General features: G+C 46.1%; 14 protein-coding genes. 2 read left to right on the top strand and 12 right to left on the bottom strand.

Annotated features, from left to right (window positions below; translation table 11 throughout):
• Positions 1 to 35: 35 nt before the first annotated feature.
• The 11 genes from lpxD to rpsB form a co-directional block, all read right to left on the bottom strand.
• The gene (lpxD, locus tag ICN26_RS09110; protein WP_216268106.1) at positions 36 to 1,091 is read right to left on the bottom strand and encodes a UDP-3-O-(3-hydroxymyristoyl)glucosamine N-acyltransferase; all 1,056 of its coding nucleotides are present in this window, start codon (positions 1,089 to 1,091) and stop codon (positions 36 to 38) included.
• A 5-nt stretch (positions 1,092 to 1,096) separates the two neighbouring features.
• Positions 1,097 to 1,624, bottom strand: coding sequence for an OmpH/Skp family outer membrane protein (locus tag ICN26_RS09115; protein ID WP_216268107.1), 528 nt, complete (start codon positions 1,622 to 1,624; stop codon positions 1,097 to 1,099).
• 18 nt (positions 1,625 to 1,642) lie between these two features.
• Positions 1,643 to 3,991 carry an outer membrane protein assembly factor BamA gene (gene bamA, locus ICN26_RS09120; RefSeq protein WP_439650730.1) on the bottom strand — a complete coding sequence of 783 codons (2,349 nt, stop codon included), beginning with the start codon at positions 3,989 to 3,991 and terminating at the stop codon, positions 1,643 to 1,645.
• Positions 3,988 to 5,121: a M50 family metallopeptidase gene (locus tag ICN26_RS09125; RefSeq protein ID WP_216268108.1), complete on the bottom strand. Its 1,134-nt coding sequence runs from the start codon at positions 5,119 to 5,121 to the stop codon at positions 3,988 to 3,990. Before ICN26_RS09125 ends, bamA begins: the two co-directional genes overlap by 4 nt.
• A 12-nt stretch (positions 5,122 to 5,133) precedes the next feature.
• On the bottom strand, positions 5,134 to 6,324 hold the full coding sequence (gene ispC, locus ICN26_RS09130) for a 1-deoxy-D-xylulose-5-phosphate reductoisomerase (protein WP_216268109.1): 1,191 nt from the start codon (positions 6,322 to 6,324) through the stop codon (positions 5,134 to 5,136).
• Positions 6,324 to 7,151, bottom strand: a complete 828-nt coding sequence (locus tag ICN26_RS09135) for a phosphatidate cytidylyltransferase (protein WP_216268110.1) — start codon at positions 7,149 to 7,151, stop codon at positions 6,324 to 6,326. The genes ispC and ICN26_RS09135 overlap by 1 nt, the downstream gene beginning before the upstream one ends.
• Before the next feature lie 16 nt (positions 7,152 to 7,167).
• Positions 7,168 to 7,941, bottom strand: a complete 774-nt coding sequence (gene uppS / locus ICN26_RS09140) for an undecaprenyl pyrophosphate synthase (protein ID WP_216268111.1) — start codon at positions 7,939 to 7,941, stop codon at positions 7,168 to 7,170.
• Positions 7,942 to 7,970: 29 nt separating this feature from the next.
• Positions 7,971 to 8,531 (bottom strand): ribosome recycling factor, encoded by a 561-nt coding sequence (frr, locus tag ICN26_RS09145; RefSeq protein ID WP_216268112.1) that lies wholly within the window; start codon positions 8,529 to 8,531, stop codon positions 7,971 to 7,973.
• 11 nt (positions 8,532 to 8,542) lie between these two features.
• Positions 8,543 to 9,253, bottom strand: coding sequence for a UMP kinase (pyrH, locus tag ICN26_RS09150; protein ID WP_216268113.1), 711 nt, complete (start codon positions 9,251 to 9,253; stop codon positions 8,543 to 8,545).
• A 189-nt stretch (positions 9,254 to 9,442) separates the two neighbouring features.
• On the bottom strand, positions 9,443 to 10,321 hold the full coding sequence (tsf, locus tag ICN26_RS09155; protein ID WP_046330462.1) for a translation elongation factor Ts: 879 nt from the start codon (positions 10,319 to 10,321) through the stop codon (positions 9,443 to 9,445).
• On the bottom strand, positions 10,321 to 11,070 hold the full coding sequence (rpsB, locus tag ICN26_RS09160; protein ID WP_215307837.1) for a 30S ribosomal protein S2: 750 nt from the start codon (positions 11,068 to 11,070) through the stop codon (positions 10,321 to 10,323). The genes tsf and rpsB overlap by 1 nt, the downstream gene beginning before the upstream one ends.
• Before the next feature lie 205 nt (positions 11,071 to 11,275).
• Between rpsB and map the strand changes: the two genes are divergently transcribed.
• Together map and ICN26_RS09170 are read left to right on the top strand one after the other, a co-directional pair.
• Positions 11,276 to 12,163, top strand: a complete 888-nt coding sequence (gene map / locus ICN26_RS09165) for a type I methionyl aminopeptidase (RefSeq protein ID WP_369411831.1) — start codon at positions 11,276 to 11,278, stop codon at positions 12,161 to 12,163.
• 22 nt (positions 12,164 to 12,185) lie between these two features.
• Positions 12,186 to 14,789, top strand: a complete 2,604-nt coding sequence (locus tag ICN26_RS09170) for a [protein-PII] uridylyltransferase (protein ID WP_216268114.1) — start codon at positions 12,186 to 12,188, stop codon at positions 14,787 to 14,789.
• On the opposite strand, the gene ligA is transcribed toward ICN26_RS09170, so the two are convergent.
• Positions 14,786 to 16,801 (bottom strand): NAD-dependent DNA ligase LigA, encoded by a 2,016-nt coding sequence (gene ligA, locus ICN26_RS09175; protein ID WP_216268115.1) that lies wholly within the window; start codon positions 16,799 to 16,801, stop codon positions 14,786 to 14,788. The genes ICN26_RS09170 and ligA overlap by 4 nt on opposite strands.
• Positions 16,802 to 16,808: the final 7 nt, after the last annotated feature.

Consider the following 16,808-nt stretch of genomic DNA (forward strand, 5'->3'; position numbering starts at 1 on the left):
AATAAAGTTTCTAGATTTTGTAAGATGGCGATGATTTATTTGGATTTATCTAATAAACGTAAGCGTTGACGGATTTTATCGAGACCTCGCAGAATGGCTGCGTTTTTCTCCCAAGCACTGTGAAGCATTGAAGGGTACACGCCCGTGTAATGCTGCCCCGGCTCAGTAATCGAACGAATAATTGAGGTATTACCCGACACTGTTGTTCTGTCTGCAATAGTAAGATGGCCAGCAAAATTCGCTGCGCCACCAATAATGCAAAAGTTGCCAATCTTCGTGCTTCCAGAAATGGCAGCGCAACCAGCAATCACACAGCAATTGCCTACCACTACGTTGTGAGCAATTTGAACTTGGTTATCAATCTTGGTGCCATTGCCGATGATTGTGTCACTCATGGCGCCACGATCGATTGTGCTTGACGCGCCCACCTCAACATCATTACCGATGACAACAGCGCCCGTTTGCGGGATCTTGACCCACTCAGCACCCGTAGCGGAAAAGTCAGGGGCAAAACCAAAACCATCCGCACCAATGACCGCTCCACTGTGAATAATGCAGCGCTCACCAAGCTTGGTTTCTGAATAAAGAGATACGTTGGGATAAATCAAGGTATCACTGCCAATGTTGGAATTTCTAGCGACACAAGTATTTCCCAACAAGACAACTCGCTCCCCTAATTTAACGCCAGGGCCGATTTGCACAAATGGTCCGATATGACATGTTGATGGAATGCTGACGCTAGAATCAACAGCGGCACTGGGATGCACTCCGGGTGCATAAACTGGTGCAGAAGCCTTGGCAAAATGCTGCGCCATTCTGGCAAAAGTGGCGTAGGGATTTTTAGAGACAAAAAATACTCGCCCTGCCGTGTTGCTTCCAGGGCTCGCCTGGAGAAAATCTAAATCCGCCTGACTGACAATCAAAGCTCCTGCAGTGCTATCACTAGCTTGTTGGCGATACAGCGGATTCGAAAGAAAGGAGATTTGACTTGATTGGGCTCGCTCGAGCGGAGCGAGGCCTTGAAGCGCGAGGGAGCCATCCCCCACCAAGCTTACTTGAAACTGTTCGGCCAGCTCGATGGCGGTGGGCATAAAACTTACTTAAGACTATTCAAGGCCTTGATGACATCATCAGTAACATCAACCTTGGGATTGGCATAGGCTGGATCTTGAATAATGACATCAATTTTTCTTTGTTCAGCAATTTGCTTCAGGGCTTGATTGGCCTTTTCAGCAATCTTGGCACGCTCTTCAAAGTTACGCTGATTCAGATCCTCGGTGTACTCACGCTGTTTGCGCTGCAATTCGCGATCCTGGTCGGCCAACTCACGCTGACGACGTGCACGCTCAGCCTCAGACATTACCGCTGAGTCACGATCTAACTTTTCTGCAGCAGATTTGATTTTTTGGGCGCTGTCACGAATTTCGTTTTGACGTTTTGTAAATTCATTCTGCAACTTAGTCTGACTAGCTTTAGCCATGTTGGATTCGTTGAATACCTTTTCAACGTTCACAGCTGCAACTCGAGTTCCAGCATCTTGAGCCAATGCCGATGGCAATATCATGAGTGATGAAACAGCAATTAAGCTGAACTGAATCCATTTGGAAGATTGACGAAGCTTCATAAAACTTTCCTTAAACAATTAAAACGCTGTACCCACTTGAAACTGCAATCGCTGGATGTTATCCGTCGGCAATGATTTGATCGGAATACCGTAACTAAACTTGAGTGGTCCCAATGGTGATATCCATGATAAACCCAAGCCGTAAGAATATCGTAAGACGAGATTGATATTCTCCGCATAGACATTACCGCCATCTACAAAACCAAATACCCGAAGAGTTTTATCAATGCCAGACCCAGGTACTGGAACGGTATATTCGACGTTACTTACAATTTTAGACTGGCCACCGGTAGGCTGATTCAGACCGGTATAGGTATTGACGTAGGTAGGCCCCAGCGACCCAGGGGCGTAGCCTCGCACTGATCCAATGCCACCAACATAGTAGTTTTTAGTGATCGGGAATGGGTACTTACCGTAGGCCTCACCATAACCAACCTCACCGTTAAAAGATAGGATATTTCCTTTTGAGAAAGAGTGATATTTTTGATACTGACCAAAGATACGATAAAACATCATGTTTCCTACTGGGGTTCCAACTTCAGCATTCAGTTGCTGAAGTGATCCTGTCGATGGAATAAGTGCGCTATCACGACCATCACGAGACCAGCCAACGGTAACAGGGATATTGTAAGTATTCAGCGATGCAGGATAACCTGGGAATGGAGCGCCGTAATCCATCATGTAATTCAAATATGGTTGAGGCGTATTCACGGTGGATTTAATTTGAAAGAGCTCAATACCGGATCCAAAGAAAACACGATCCACTTCGGTGTAAGGAACACCAAACTTGATATTTGAACCGATCGACTTAATTTGATATTCAGGATCGCCAACATAGTACAAAGGCTTGGATGAGCGATAGAACAAATCAGTGTAACGACTGATGCCATCCTCTGTAAAGTATGGGTCGTAGTTTGATAATGCTAAGCTTTGGTTGATTTTTCCAAGCGAAAAGTTCAAGCCTACTGCGGTACCTGTACCGAAAGCATTTTCTTGGTTGATACCAGCGGAAAGAATTAACTTTTCTGTGGATGAGAAACCAGCACCAATAGTTACCGCACCGGTTGGCTTTTCAGTTACCTTCACGTTTACATCCACTTGGTCTGAAGATCCAGGAACATCTTGTGTAGAAACATCAGCTTCAGTGAAATAGCCCAAACGACCTAAACGTTTTTTAGATAAATCAATCTTTTCGCTATCGAACCAAGCGCTCTCAAACTGGCGTATCTCACGTCGAATCACCATGTCACGAGTCTTAGCATTGCCCGTAACGTTTACCTGACGTACATAGACACGACGGCCTGGATCCACAACTAGAGTGAGATCAACCTCACTTAATTCACGACGAATATCCGGCTGTGGGTTGATAGTTGCAAACGCATAGCCATACGAACCTAAAATTTCTGCAATCGCCTTGGTGCTTTCGGTCAACTTAGCAGATGAAAAGGTATCACCTGACTTAAGGGTTACGAGTTGAATGAGTTCAGCATCTTTACCCAACAAGTCTCCAGCTAGGCGCACATTCTTGACCGTGAACTTATTACCTTCGCGAATACTCACCGTGAGAAAGATGCCTTTTTTATCCGGGGTAATAGAAACCTGAGTTGATTCAATGACAAACTCGAGGTAACCACGATTAAGGTAATAAGAGCGGATATTCTCTAAGTCAGCAGTGAGCTTTTGCTTCGAGTACAAATTATCTTTGCTGTACCAAGAAAGCCATCCACCTGTCTTCAATTGCATCTCGCTTTTGAGAGTGCTCTCGCTAAAGACCTTATTACCAATTAAATTAATCTCTTGGATCTTGGCTACAGGACCTTCATCGATATTGAAATAAATCGCCACTTGATTACGCTCTACCGGGGTAACGGTTGCAACGACCTCAGCAGCGTACATACCCTTACCAACATACTGACGCTTGAGCTCTTGCTCAGCTTTATCAATCAACGCTTTGTCATAGAAGCGGGCTTCTGCTACACCTACTGCCTTGAGTGATTTGCGGACAATTTCTTGATCGAATTCTTTCATCCCAGTAAATTCAATTCGGGAGATAGTAGGTCGTTCCTCAACGATCACAATCAATACATTGCCTTGCGCTTGAATCTGAACATCTCGGAAAAAGCCAGTGTTGTACAAAGTCTTAATAGCCTCAGCACTCTTCTCATCTGTAAAGGTGTCACCCACCTGAACGGGCAAATAGCTAAAAACAGTTCCTGGTTCAACTCGCTGCAAACCCTCGATTCGAATATCTTTGATCACAAAAGAGTCGGCAGCTTGTGCATGAATGCAAAAACCGGCCGCAAGAATCAAAGCGGCTTGCGCAGCAAATCGAGTTAGAGAGCGAAAAGAGGGGATCAGAAAATTCAAGGTGAAAGGTAGCGTTGCAAATCGTTAAACAAGGCTAGCAAGGAAAGAGATATCAGAAGCAAAAAACCCACTTTTTGGAGCTTTTCCTGCAGTGATAAAGATATTCGCTTACCAGCAACCAACTCCCATGCATCATACAGGAGCTGACCCCCATCGAGCATTGGTAAAGGCACTAAATTCAAGAGCCCAATACTGATACTCATCAGGGCTAAAAAGGCTACAAATGGCTGCCAGCCGACCTGGGCAGACTTACCTGCCATATCCGCAATACTTAAGGGCCCACCGAGCTGCTTTAAAGTCGTTTTACCCGTAAATAAGCCCAGCATTAGCCGGAAAGAGACCTTGGTTATCAGCGAAACCCGCTGGTATGCAAAACCTAGGGCATCTATCGGTCCTAACTTGAGCTCTATCCACTCCGAAGGTGGGGCCACTTGAGGAAACAATCCGAGAGCCTGAAATGGATCAGAATCAGGTGCCATTGGAGGTAAATCGCCCTGCTTAAAGAATTTAACATGACGGGCACCAGCAGCATCCTGGATTTCTAGGGCAAATCCTTGCTCGCCGGTAAGCGCATTTAAGAGCAGCCAACGCAATGCATTCCAACTTGGAACCGATTCAAACTCTTCAAGAATGGCGCCACCGTTGTAGTCAGATGAAAGAGATTGCCAGCCAATGACCTGATCACCTGCCGCTACCCCCAGTTTTGCGGCAATAGATTGCTCGGGCGGAGCTTGAAGTCGAGCGGGGATCTGAGGCACACCCGAAACATAAATCACTGAGAACAAAATGACTGCCAGCAGGAAGTTGGCAAAGGGTCCTGCGGCCACAATCATAGAGCGTTGCCATAGGGGCTTTACATCAAAGGATTGGGGGCGCTCTTGAGCTGAAATGGTTTGCTCACGATCACGGCCGTCCAACAATTTGACATAACCACCCAAAGGAATGGAAGCCAGAACCCACTCAGTGCCATTACTAGCATGATAAGTAAATAGCGGCTTACCAAATCCTAGGGCAAAGCGAAGTACCTTAACTCCGCACAAACGAGCTGCTAGGAAATGGCCGTACTCATGAAAACTGACCAGCACTCCGAGTGTGACTAAGAATGCAGCAAGAGTGATTAAGGCCTGCATCAAAAGACCAATCTATTTCTGAAGGTTGTGAATAAATTGATTGGCAACTTGACGAGCCTGAGCATCAGACCCAAGAATGGTTTCTAAAGAGTCCGCAGAAGCCGATGGCAAGGCATTTAAACAGTGCTCCACTACCTTCGGAATGCTTAAGTAAGGCAATCCATTCTCTAAGAAAGCGGCAACGGCAACTTCATTGGCGGCATTCAACACAGCGGGCGAAGTTCCCCCTGCTTTTGCAGCAGCAAAGGCCAAACTCAAACAAGGGAATTGGGCAAAATTGGGTTCTGTAAAACTGAGGCCGCTCAACTGCGTCAGATTCAAAGGAGCAACACCAGCATCAATACGTTCAGGCCAAGCCAGTCCATAGGCAATCGGTGTGCGCATATCAGGTTGACCCATTTGCGCTAAAACCGAGCCATCGCGATAACGCACCATCGAGTGCACTACGCTCTGCGGATGAATCAACACCTTAATTTTTTCTAATGGCAGGCCAAACAACCAAAAAGCCTCAATAACCTCAAGACCTTTATTCATCATCGTCGCAGAGTCAACCGAAATCTTTCGACCCATCACCCAATTCGGATGGGCACAGGCTTGATCAGGAGTAATGCCCGCTAAATCTGCGAGAGCTCTATCTCTAAATGGTCCACCAGAGGCAGTTAACCAAAGTTCTTCAACACCTAAATGGACAGATGGGTTTTTTGTAAAGCGATCGGGTAAACATTGAAAAATCGCATTGTGCTCGCTATCAATCGGCAGCAATTCACTGCCACCTGATTTCATCGCCTGCATAAATAAATTACCCGACATTACTAGCGCTTCTTTGTTAGCCAGCAACACTCGCTTACCTGCTTTTGCAGCTGCCAAAGTCGGGACTAGACCGGCTGCCCCCACAATCGCTGCCATCACGGTATCGCATCCAGATTCAGTTACTGCACTGACTAAAGCTTCAGGCCCATAAAGAACTTGAATAGAAATCTTTTTTTCTAGCAAAAGTTGGCTCAGTTGAGCAGCGCCATCAGCATCAGCCACCACTGCAATAGCAGGCTGGAACTCAATACATTGCTCAGCCAAACGCTCGATTTGTTTTGCGGCAGTCAGGGCCACTACTTTAAAGCGGTCGGGGTGGGCGCGGATCACGTCTAGGGTATTAACACCAATTGATCCAGTAGACCCTAAGATAGCAAGGTGTTTCAGAGGCATTAAATCCACCCTGCTAGTAATGCAGCAATTGGCATTGTTGGAATGAGTGCATCAACTCGATCTAGGACGCCACCATGACCTGGCAATAAATGACTACTATCTTTGACGCCAGCCAAACGCTTTAACTGAGATTCAAATAAATCCCCAAAGACACTGAACGCTGTTAAGACTGTCACCATAAGGAACATCGGCACCCAACCAAATTGAATGGCCCAAGCGCCAAATAAAGTATCACCTAGCGGTAAATACGTGACACACAAGAATGCGTAGAGATAACAAAGCAGTAAACCACCTAGCGCGCCCTCAATCGATTTTCCCGGGCTAATGCTCACGGCTAGCTTATGTTTACCAAAAGCTTTGCCAACAAAATAAGCGCCAATATCAGCAACCCAAACTAAGGCCATTGTTGTTAATAAAAATACTAACCCTAATTCACGCAAGAAGACTAATGCAAACCAAGTAGCCGGCAGAATGATCAAGCCCACAATGCTGTAGAAAGGTTTGAATTTTTGAAGAGAGAGATTCATTCCTTTGGCTAAGATGAATGGTGCTAAAAAGAACCAAAACAAGACCGCTATCATCAGCAAAGAAAACTGCCAAGTAATTGCTTGCATACCCAGCAACAATAAAATAATGACCAAACAAAAAACAGCATAGAGCAAAGCAGCCTTTTTAGCTTCGGGAGCAATCATACGACTCCATTCCCAAGCGGCAGCAACTAAGGCGATCAGGAAAAATATACCCAAGTAAAGCGGTGGCAAGAAAAATAAAATAGGTAATAGCACTGCCATCAAGATGGTGGCAGTAATGATTCGAGTGATTAGCATGGAGAAATAAGGAGGGTTAGACTGCGTCGCTCAATGACTCAGACGCTAACTGAGCACTAGTGCGTCCAAAGCGACGCTCGCGCTGACTGAACCAGTCAAAAGCTTTATGCAATTGAGCTTCATCGAAATCAGGCCAAAGAGTATCCGTGAAATACAACTCGGTATAAGCCAGTTGCCATAGCAGAAAGTTGCTGACGCGCTGCTCGCCACCAGTTCGAATAAACAAGTCTGGCTCTGGCGCATAAGCCATAGATAGATAAGGCTGCAGTAATTCTTCAGACACTTGTTCTGGTTTTAAGCCAGGATTGGCAGCCAAAGATTGGCGCATAGCCTGCAAGATATCCCAGCGCCCACCATAGTTGGCAGCAACAGTAAGCGTAAGCCCTTTGCAGGCAGCTGTTTTTTCTTCGGAGAACTGCACCATCTCCTGAATCCCAGAATCAAAGCGGCTTAAATCCCCAATGAGGCGAAGACGGATATCGTTTTCAGCCAAACGAGAGACTTCACCTTTTAAGGACTTCAAGAATAACTTCATTAAAAAGCTAACTTCTTCTGGAGGGCGACGCCAATTTTCAGAGCTGAAGGCAAACAGAGTGAGATATTCCACGCCTAGTTGGCGACACTCTTGAACAATCTTACGAACAGCACCTAAACCCTCTGAGTGACCCGCTACCCGCGGCATGAAGCGCTTACTTGCCCAACGTCCGTTACCGTCCATGATGATGGCAACATGACGAGGAATAGCACTAACCTCTGGGATTACCAAGGTTGAGCTAGTATGCTTTGTCATAAGGCGAATAATAAGAATGAATCTGACGATTAAACCGTCATGATCTCTTTTTCTTTTTCAGCAACGATCTTGTCGATCTCGATCACTGCGCGATCAGTCATCTTCTGAATATCATCCGTTGCACGACGCTCATCATCCTCGGAAATTTCTTTATCTTTGGTGAGGCGCTTTAAATGCTCATTGGCATCACGGCGTAAATTACGTACAGCGATCTTAGTATCTTCACCCTCGTTTTTGACAACCTTGGTTAAATCACGACGGCGCTCTTCAGTTAATGCAGGCATAGGCACGCGGATCACAGTGCCTTGGGAGGCTGGGTTGAGACCCAAATCCGAATCACGAATCGCCTTTTCAACTACAGCAACCATTGTTTTTTCAAAAGGCTGCACATTAATCGTTCTGGCATCAGCCAAACCTAGGCTAGCCACTTGGCTTAGTGGCGTCGGATTACCGTAGTAATCCACTTGGATATGTTCCAAAATTCCAGGGTTTGCACGACCGGAGCGAATCTTCGCTAAATTGGTTTTCAGAGCCTCAAGAGACTTCTGCATCTTTTGATCGGTAGTGGTTTTAATTTCTGTTGCGGACATCAAGCCTCCTATTAAACGTGAACTAAAGTGCCTTCAGATTCACCCTGAACTACGCGCATCAATGCGCCTGGTTTGAGAATCGAAAACACTTTGATTGGTAATTTGCGATCACGGCACAATGCAAAAGCAGTTGCATCCATTACCTGCAAGTTTTTGATGATTGCCTCGTCAAAAGTCATTGTTTTATACAAAGTAGCTGTTGGGTCTTTCATTGGATCAGCGCTGTAAATACCGTCTACCTTAGTAGCCTTGAGCACGATTTCAACTCCCATCTCTGCGCCACGTAATGCGGCTGCAGTATCGGTAGTAAAGAATGGATTTCCTGTACCAGCAGCAAAAATCACTACCTTGCCCTCGCTTAAAGCACGAATCGCTCGGGGACGGATGTAAGGCTCGACCACTTGATCCATTCTCAAAGCAGACTGCACGCGAGCTTCAACTCCTTTTTGACGCAAAGCATCTTGTAAAGCCAGAGAGTTCATCATAGTAGCGAGCATTCCCATGTAGTCAGCGGTCGCACGATCCATGCCGGCTGCGCCACCTGCTACACCTCTGAAAATATTTCCACCGCCAATCACGATAGCTAGTTGAACGCCGCTATTGACTACATCGGCTATTTCTTTCACCATGGAATCAATCGTAGTTGGATTGATACCAAAAGCATCATCCCCCATAAGGGCTTCACCAGAGAGTTTTAAGAGAACACGTTTGTAGGCTGGCATTGTTTTATTTTCCGTAATTTGCTATGCAATTTATCTGCTTAGCTTATTGATCTTTAAGTACTTTTTAATGTCTTGCCCAAATTATAAAGGGCTTGGCACAGATCAAAGAAAAGGGCATAGAAACCGAGGTTTCTATGCCCTTTTGGGTATTACAGCCGTACTGGAAGAGCCCAGTAAGCTTGGGGCTAATTAAGCACCTTTAGCAGCGGCAACCTGAGCAGCAACTTCAGCTGCAAAGTCGTCTTGACGCTTCTCAATGCCCTCGCCCACAACAAACATGGTGAAACCCTTGATTGTGGTGTTAGCAGCCTTCAGCATTTGCTCAACCGATTGCTTATCGTTTTTAACGAAAGTTTGGTTCAACAAAGAAACCTCTTTGAGGTACTTCTGAATAGAACCTTCAACCATCTTCTCTACGATTTCTGGTGGTTTGCCAGATTCAGCAGCCTTTTGAACAGCAACACTACGCTCAACAGCAATTGCTTCAGCAGGAACATCAGCCATCGATAAAGCTACTGGCTTCATTGCAGCAATATGCATTGCCACGTCTTTAGCTGCAGTCTCATCACCTTCGAACTCAACCATAACGCCAATACGAGTACCGTGGAGGTAAGAAACCAACTTGTTACTGCCAGCGAAACGCTTAAAACGACGTGGCATGATGTTCTCGCCGATCTTACCGATTAAGGCGCTGCGAACTTCATCCACAGTTTGGCCATTCATTGGCAATGCTAATAAGGCAGCAACATCCGCTGGATTCTTTTCAGAAATCAGATTTGCGCAGGCTTGTGTAAATGCCAAGAAATCATCATTTTTTGAAACGAAGTCAGTTTCGCAGTTCACTTCAAGCAAAGTGCCTGTAGTGCCATTGATTGCTGAAGCAACAATACCTTCGGCCGTAACGCGGGATGCGGCTTTACCAGCTTTGCTACCGAGCTTTACACGCAGAATTTCTTCTGCACGAGCCATATCGCCATCAGCCTCAGTCAATGCTTTTTTGCACTCCATCATCGGAGCATCTGTCTTGGCGCGTAACTCGCCAACCATTGCAGCGGTAATAGCAGCCATTATTCAGCTTTCCCTTCTTCAACAAACTCTTCTTCGCCTTCTTTAACGGCAGTCAAGATTTCTTGAACAGAGTTTGATTTACCTTCGAGAATTGCATCAGCAATACCACGAGCATAGAGAAGAACAGCTTTGCTGGAGTCATCATTACCAGGGATGATGTAATCAACACCTTCTGGTGAGTGGTTGGTATCTACTACAGCGATAACAGGAATGCCAAGCTTATTAGCTTCAGTAATAGCAATCTTGTGATATCCAACGTCCACTACGAAAATCGCATCAGGAACGCCGTTCAAATCCTGAATACCGCCAAGCGCTTTTTGCAACTTGTCGAGATCGCGATCATTAGTCAACGCTTCTTTCTTGGAAAGCTTTTCCCAATCGCCAGCTTCTTTAGCAACTGCCATATCCTTCAAACGCTTGAGGGAGCCTTTAACAGTTTTGAAGTTCGTGAGCGTACCGCCCAACCAGCGACTGTCGATGTAAGGCATGCCAGCACGAGCAGCTTCTTCAGCAATAATCTCGCGTGATTGACGCTTAGTACCAACGAATAAGATAGTTCCACGGTTAGCAGCAATTTGTTTTGCAAATTTCAGGGCATCCTGAAACATTGGCAATGTTTTTTCCAAATTGATAATGTGAATTTTGTTGCGATGACCAAAAATATAAGGGGCCATTCTTGGGGACCAGAAACGGGTTTGGTGACCAAAATGGCAACCGGCTTCCAGCATTTGACGCATAGTTACTGACATAACTTCTCCTAAGGGTTGGTTTCTGAGATTGAGTCCTAGCTGCGCTAAAAAGCGCCACCCTGGAAGGCTCAACCCGCTATTTCAGATCAAAATTGACCTGAGAACGAAATTATAGCTTAAATATCAATGGTCTAGACGCACCACCCCAAGCGCCTCGCCTTGAAACCTGCACAGAAATACCATTAAATGGTGCATCTGCCTATTAATTAGGCATCTATCCACTAGCAAAAAGCTCCAAGTCGTTGATAATCAAGGCATGAATAGTGTATTTACTGCTGAAAAAGACATCCAAGGGATGCGCGAAGCTGGCCGCTTAGCCAGTGAAGTTCTTGACCACGTTGCCCCGCACGTGAATGCTGGTGTCAGTACGGCTGAACTCGATCGCATCTGCCACGAATATATGCGCGATGTCCAAAAGACGATTCCAGCCCCACTAAACTACCAGCCGCCTGGCTACCCACCCTTCCCGGCATCGATCTGTACTTCGGTTAACGATGTGATCTGCCATGGAATCCCTGGTGAGAAGATTTTAAAAGCTGGGGATGTTGTCAACCTCGACATCACTGTGATTACGCCTGATGGCTACTACGGCGATACCAGCCGCATGTTTATGGTTGGTGAAGTTTCAGTATTAGCTAAACGCCTCACCCAAATTACTTTTGAATGTATGTGGCTTGGTATTGCGCAAGTGAAGCCTGGCGCATCGCTCGGTGACATTGGCCATGTTATTCAGACCCATGCTGAAAAAGCCGGTTATTCAGTTGTTCGTGAATACTGCGGTCATGGCATTGGCAAAGTGTTTCATCAAGATCCACAGATTCTTCACTATGGTCGTCCTGGCACCGGTGAGAAATTAAAAGAAGGGATGACCTTCACTATTGAGCCGATGATCAATGCCGGTAAGCGTGATATTCGGACAATGCCTGATCAATGGACCGTGAAGACTAAAGACCGAAGTCTCTCGGCGCAATGGGAACACACGCTACTGGTAACAGCCACTGGCGTTGAAGTGCTAACTTGGTCAGAGGGTAGTAATCCAATTCCTGATTGCGTTAAAGGCCTTTCATTTAGACCCAATCTAGCCAACGCTTGATTGCCAAATTAACTCAATCGTAATGGGTCAAACTCTCGCAGCTACTCAACCTATTGAAGATATTGCCGGCCTAAAGGCTGCGCGAGAATTGGCCTACGCCGATTTTCGTGAGAATCAAGTAGTTGGGCGATTAACCAAGCAACTGAGTAAGCTCAGCGATGAACTCCTCATCAGCCTATGGAATTCCTGTGATTTAAATTCAGATGCTGCACTTGTGGCAGTGGGTGGATTTGGCAGGGGCGCACTCTTTCCCTATTCCGACATTGATATTCTAATTTTGCTGCCTGCAGATAAGCAATACTTTGAAGATGTTCTTGCCAGCAAGATTGAAAAGTTTGTAGCGCAATGCTGGGATACCGGATTAGAAATTGGCTCCTCAGTTCGAACTGTTGCTGAGTGCGCATCTGAGGCAGAGCAAGACATTACTGTTCGCACCTCCCTACTTGAATCCAGACTCATTTGTGGCAAGAAGGTCCTCTTTAAAGAGTTTGAATCTGTTTATGAAAAGACTTTAGATCCAAAGTCATTCTTCCAGGCTAAGCTAGCAGAGCAAATCCAGCGTCACTATAAATATCAAGACACGCCCTACTCATTGGAGCCTAATTGCAAAGAGAGCCCCGGTGGCTTACGTGACTTACAGGTAATTTCCTGGGTCAGCAAAGCAGCGCGCTTAGGCAATACATTCAAGGATCTCAGTCTTGCAGGCCTAGTAACTCAACGTGAGTTAACAGAGCTCAATCGCAACCAGCGTTTTTTAGAAACTCTGCGCGCAAACTTGCATCTATTAGCAAAGCGAAGGCAGGATGTTTTGGTATTTGACTTACAGACACCCTTAGCAGCAGCTATGGGCATCCAAGAAGAGTCCTCTAGACTAGCTAGTGAGGCCATCATGCGCCGCTACTACTGGGCAGCCAAAGCAGTCAATCAATTAAATGATGTGCTACTTCAAAATATTGAAGCACTCCTTTTTCCTCAAGAATCTAAAACAACCCATGCTATTGCTGGCAAAGGCAACGAATGCTTTATTGAGCGTCAAGGTGTCCTAGACATTACCGACCCTCAGTTGTTTCAGAAGCATCCAGAACAAATCCTGCGGACCTTCTTAGTTTTTGCGCAAACAGCGAACGTCAAGAGCTTATCGGCAACAATCTTTAGAGCCCTCTATAACGCTCGTCAAAAGATGGATAGTCAATGGCGTAAAGATCCGATCAACCGCGCACTCTTTATGGAAATTCTTAAGGAGCCAGAAGGAGTCAGTCGCGCCTTCCAACTCATGAACCGCACCAGCGTTCTTGGTCGCTATCTGCCAGCCTTCAGAAGAATCGTTGGCCAGATGCAGCATGACTTGTTTCATGTCTATACGGTGGATCAACATATCCTGATGGTGCTGCGGAATGTACGCCGCTTTATGGTGGTTGAACATACACATGAGTTTCCTTTTTGCAGCAGTCTGATTGCCCATTTTGAAAAGCCTTGGCTATTAGTGATTGCCGCCCTCTTTCATGACATTGCCAAGGGACGTGGTGGCGATCACTCTGAACTTGGCAAAGCAGACATGCGTAAGTTTGCCAAAGACCATGGTTTAGATAAGGCGGATACCGAGCTCTTAATTTGGTTAGTGGCAGAACACTTGAACATGAGCCAAGTGGCACAGAAACAAGACATTACCGATCCAGATATAGTGCAAGCGTTTGCTAAAAAAGTAGGTGATGAGCGCCACCTTACTGCGCTGTATTTATTAACTGTTGCCGATGTCCGTGGAACCAGTCCTAAAGTATGGAATGCCTGGAAAGGCAAGCTATTAGAGGACCTCTATCGCGTAACTCTTCGCGTATTGGGTGGGGCAAAACCAGATGCCTCCTCCGAACTCGCACAACACCAAGAAGAATCCCGCGCCATGTTGCGGCTCAATGCAATTGAAGATTCTGCTTACGAAAATCTCTGGAAGCAATTGGATGTTGCCTTCTTCTTGCGCCAAGATGCTGCTGATATTGCTTGGTTAACTCGCCATCTATTTGATAAGGTGGATAGCGAAACTCCGGTCGTACGCGCTCGTCTCTCCCCGGTTGGCGAAGGATTGCAGATTGCCGTCTATGTCAAAGACCAAGAAGATCTGTTCGCCAGAATTTGCGCCTACTTTGAACGTCATGGCTTCTCTATTTGGGATGCCCGCATTCATACAACAAAGCATGGCTATGCACTCGATACTTTCCAAATTTCAGGAAGCAACTTAGTAGATGAAGGTGGTAGCTACCGAGATCTGATTCAACTGGTTGAATACGAATTAACAGCTGCACTACAACATAACGACCCATTACCATCACCCAGTATGGGTCGCCTATCGAGGCAATCACGCACATTCCCAATTCAGCCACGCGTACATATGACTCCAGATGAGCGTGGTCATTACTATGCTCTATCGCTCTCAGCGAGTGATCGCACCGGCTTGCTTTATGCAATCTCTAGAGTCTTAGCTAGGCATCAAGTGTCCCTACACACCGCACGTATTAATACGCTAGGTGAGCGAGTCGAGGATGTATTTTTATTAGATGCGGCTAACTTGAGTAAGAACCCTAAGCTGCAGATCTTGTTGGAGACAGATTTGTTAGAGGCCTTAGGAGCTTAAGCCAAGAGTAGAAGCATGCTTGCTTCATCAATCACCGGAACGCCTAGCTCCTCTGCTTTAGTAAGCTTGCTTCCAGCATCGGTACCTGCAACTACATAGTCAGTTTTTTTGGAGACTGAGCCTGCTACTTTGGCACCCGCTTTTTCAAGCAAGTCTTTGGCTTCGTCTCTTGTCATGGTCGGGAATGTGCCTGTCAGTACAAAAGTTTTACCTGCGACTGCTGCGCTGATAACTTTTTCTTCTACAGAGAGTTGCATGCCTGATGCTAAGAGTTGCTCAATCACTTCACGGTTGTGAGCTTCTTCCATAAAGCTGGTGATGGAGTCTGCGACCACAGGACCAACATCTTTTACTGTCAGCAAGTCCTCGAGGCTGGCATCCATCAAAGCGTGCATAGATTGGTAGTGATTAGCTAAATCTTTGGCGGTAGTCTCACCTACGTGTCGTATACCCAATGCAAATATGAATCTGGCTAAGGTGGTATTTCTGGATTGATTGATTGCAGCAATGAGGTTATCAGCAGACTTCTCACCCATGCGCTCTAAATTAGCGATAGCCGTAAAGCCGAGGCGATAAAGATCAGCAGGCGTTCTGACTAGATTGTGATCAACCAACTGATCAACAATCTTCTCGCCCAAGCCTTCAATATCTAATGCACGTCTATGCGCAAAATGAATTAATGCCTGTTTACGTTGTGCGCCACAAAATAAGCCACCACTGCAACGGGCAATGGCTTCATCAGCTAAGCGCTCAATATGGGAATCACATACAGGGCAATTTGTTGGCATGACAAATTCTGTTGTACTTTCTGGTCGACGCTCTTTAAGCACCGAAACCACTTCTGGAATGACATCTCCTGCTCTTCTGACAGAAACGGTATCGCCAATACGGACATCTTTACGCTTAACTTCGTCTTCATTGTGCAAAGTGGCATTGGTAACAGTCACTCCGCCTACCTCGACGGGAGCAAGTCTTGCAACTGGTGTGATAGCACCAGTACGCCCAACTTGGACATCGATACCGAGTACAGTGGTTAAGGCTTCTTGCGCTGGAAACTTATGAGCCAAGGCAAAGCGTGGGGCTCTAGATACAAAGCCCAGCTTAGCCTGCTCTGCAAAGGAGTTGACCTTGTAGACCACACCATCAATGTCATAAGGCAAAGAATCGCGCTTTGCACCAACTTGGTTGTAGAAGGCCAAAATATCATCTACTGATTTGAGAACACGGCGTTCTGCGCAAACTGGTAAACCTAGTTTGACATAGGCATCCAAAAGTTGTTCGTGAGTGACTGGTAACCAGGACTGCGGCTCCAATGCGCCTAAGCCATAGGCAAAGAATGACAACGGTCTTTTGGCGGTGATCTTGGAATCTAGTTGCCGCAAACTTCCTGCTGCAGCATTACGGGGATTGGCAAACTCTTTCTCACCCTGGGCAGCAGCTTGTGCATTCATTTTCTGGAAATCTTTTAGATACATAAAGACTTCCCCGCGCACTTCTAATACTGCCGGGATATTATTACCTGTCAGCTTGAGTGGAATAGCCCGAATAGTTTTGATGTTGGCAGTGACATCTTCGCCACTGGCACCATCACCCCGAGTAGCAGCCCTTACTAAAGAGCCATGCTCGTAGCGCAGGGAGATTGCAAGGCCATCAAATTTAAGTTCACCTGCGTAATCTACATGATCCGCATGCAGACCTTCACGACAGCGACGATCAAAAGCAATTAACTCAGCATCTTCAAATGCATTATTCAAAGAAAGCATCGGTACTGCGTGAGTTACTGAATCGAATTCCTTCAGTGCGGCACCACCCACCCTTTGCGATAGTGAATCCTTTGTAATCCATTCAGGGTGCAAAGCCTCTATCTGAAGTAACTCACGATATAGGAGGTCGTACTCACTATCAGGAACTATTGGGTTATCAAGAACGTAGTAGGCATGCTCTAAGCGCGCTAGTTCAGCTTGTAACAATGCATAGCGATCCGCTAAATTTGTCGGATTAGGGGACGACAAGTGATTC

The sequence above is a fragment of the Polynucleobacter hallstattensis genome, assembly GCF_018881835.1.
In the GTDB taxonomy this organism is placed as follows: Bacteria; Pseudomonadota; Gammaproteobacteria; order Burkholderiales; family Burkholderiaceae; genus Polynucleobacter; species Polynucleobacter hallstattensis.

Coding starts and splice junctions, on each gene's coding strand:
- lpxD (WP_216268106.1), bottom strand. CDS start 1,091: ATGCCCACCGCCATCGAGCTGGCCGAACAGTTTCAAGTAAGCTTGGTG.
- ICN26_RS09115 (WP_216268107.1), bottom strand. CDS start 1,624: ATGAAGCTTCGTCAATCTTCCAAATGGATTCAGTTCAGCTTAATTGCT.
- ICN26_RS09125 (WP_216268108.1), bottom strand. CDS start 5,121: ATGCAGGCCTTAATCACTCTTGCTGCATTCTTAGTCACACTCGGAGTG.
- ispC (WP_216268109.1), bottom strand. CDS start 6,324: ATGCCTCTGAAACACCTTGCTATCTTAGGGTCTACTGGATCAATTGGT.
- ICN26_RS09135 (WP_216268110.1), bottom strand. CDS start 7,151: ATGCTAATCACTCGAATCATTACTGCCACCATCTTGATGGCAGTGCTA.
- uppS (WP_216268111.1), bottom strand. CDS start 7,941: ATGACAAAGCATACTAGCTCAACCTTGGTAATCCCAGAGGTTAGTGCT.
- frr (WP_216268112.1), bottom strand. CDS start 8,531: ATGTCCGCAACAGAAATTAAAACCACTACCGATCAAAAGATGCAGAAG.
- pyrH (WP_216268113.1), bottom strand. CDS start 9,253: ATGCCAGCCTACAAACGTGTTCTCTTAAAACTCTCTGGTGAAGCCCTT.
- tsf (WP_046330462.1), bottom strand. CDS start 10,321: ATGGCTGCTATTACCGCTGCAATGGTTGGCGAGTTACGCGCCAAGACA.
- rpsB (WP_215307837.1), bottom strand. CDS start 11,070: ATGTCAGTAACTATGCGTCAAATGCTGGAAGCCGGTTGCCATTTTGGT.
- ICN26_RS09170 (WP_216268114.1), top strand. CDS start 12,186: ATGGGTCAAACTCTCGCAGCTACTCAACCTATTGAAGATATTGCCGGC.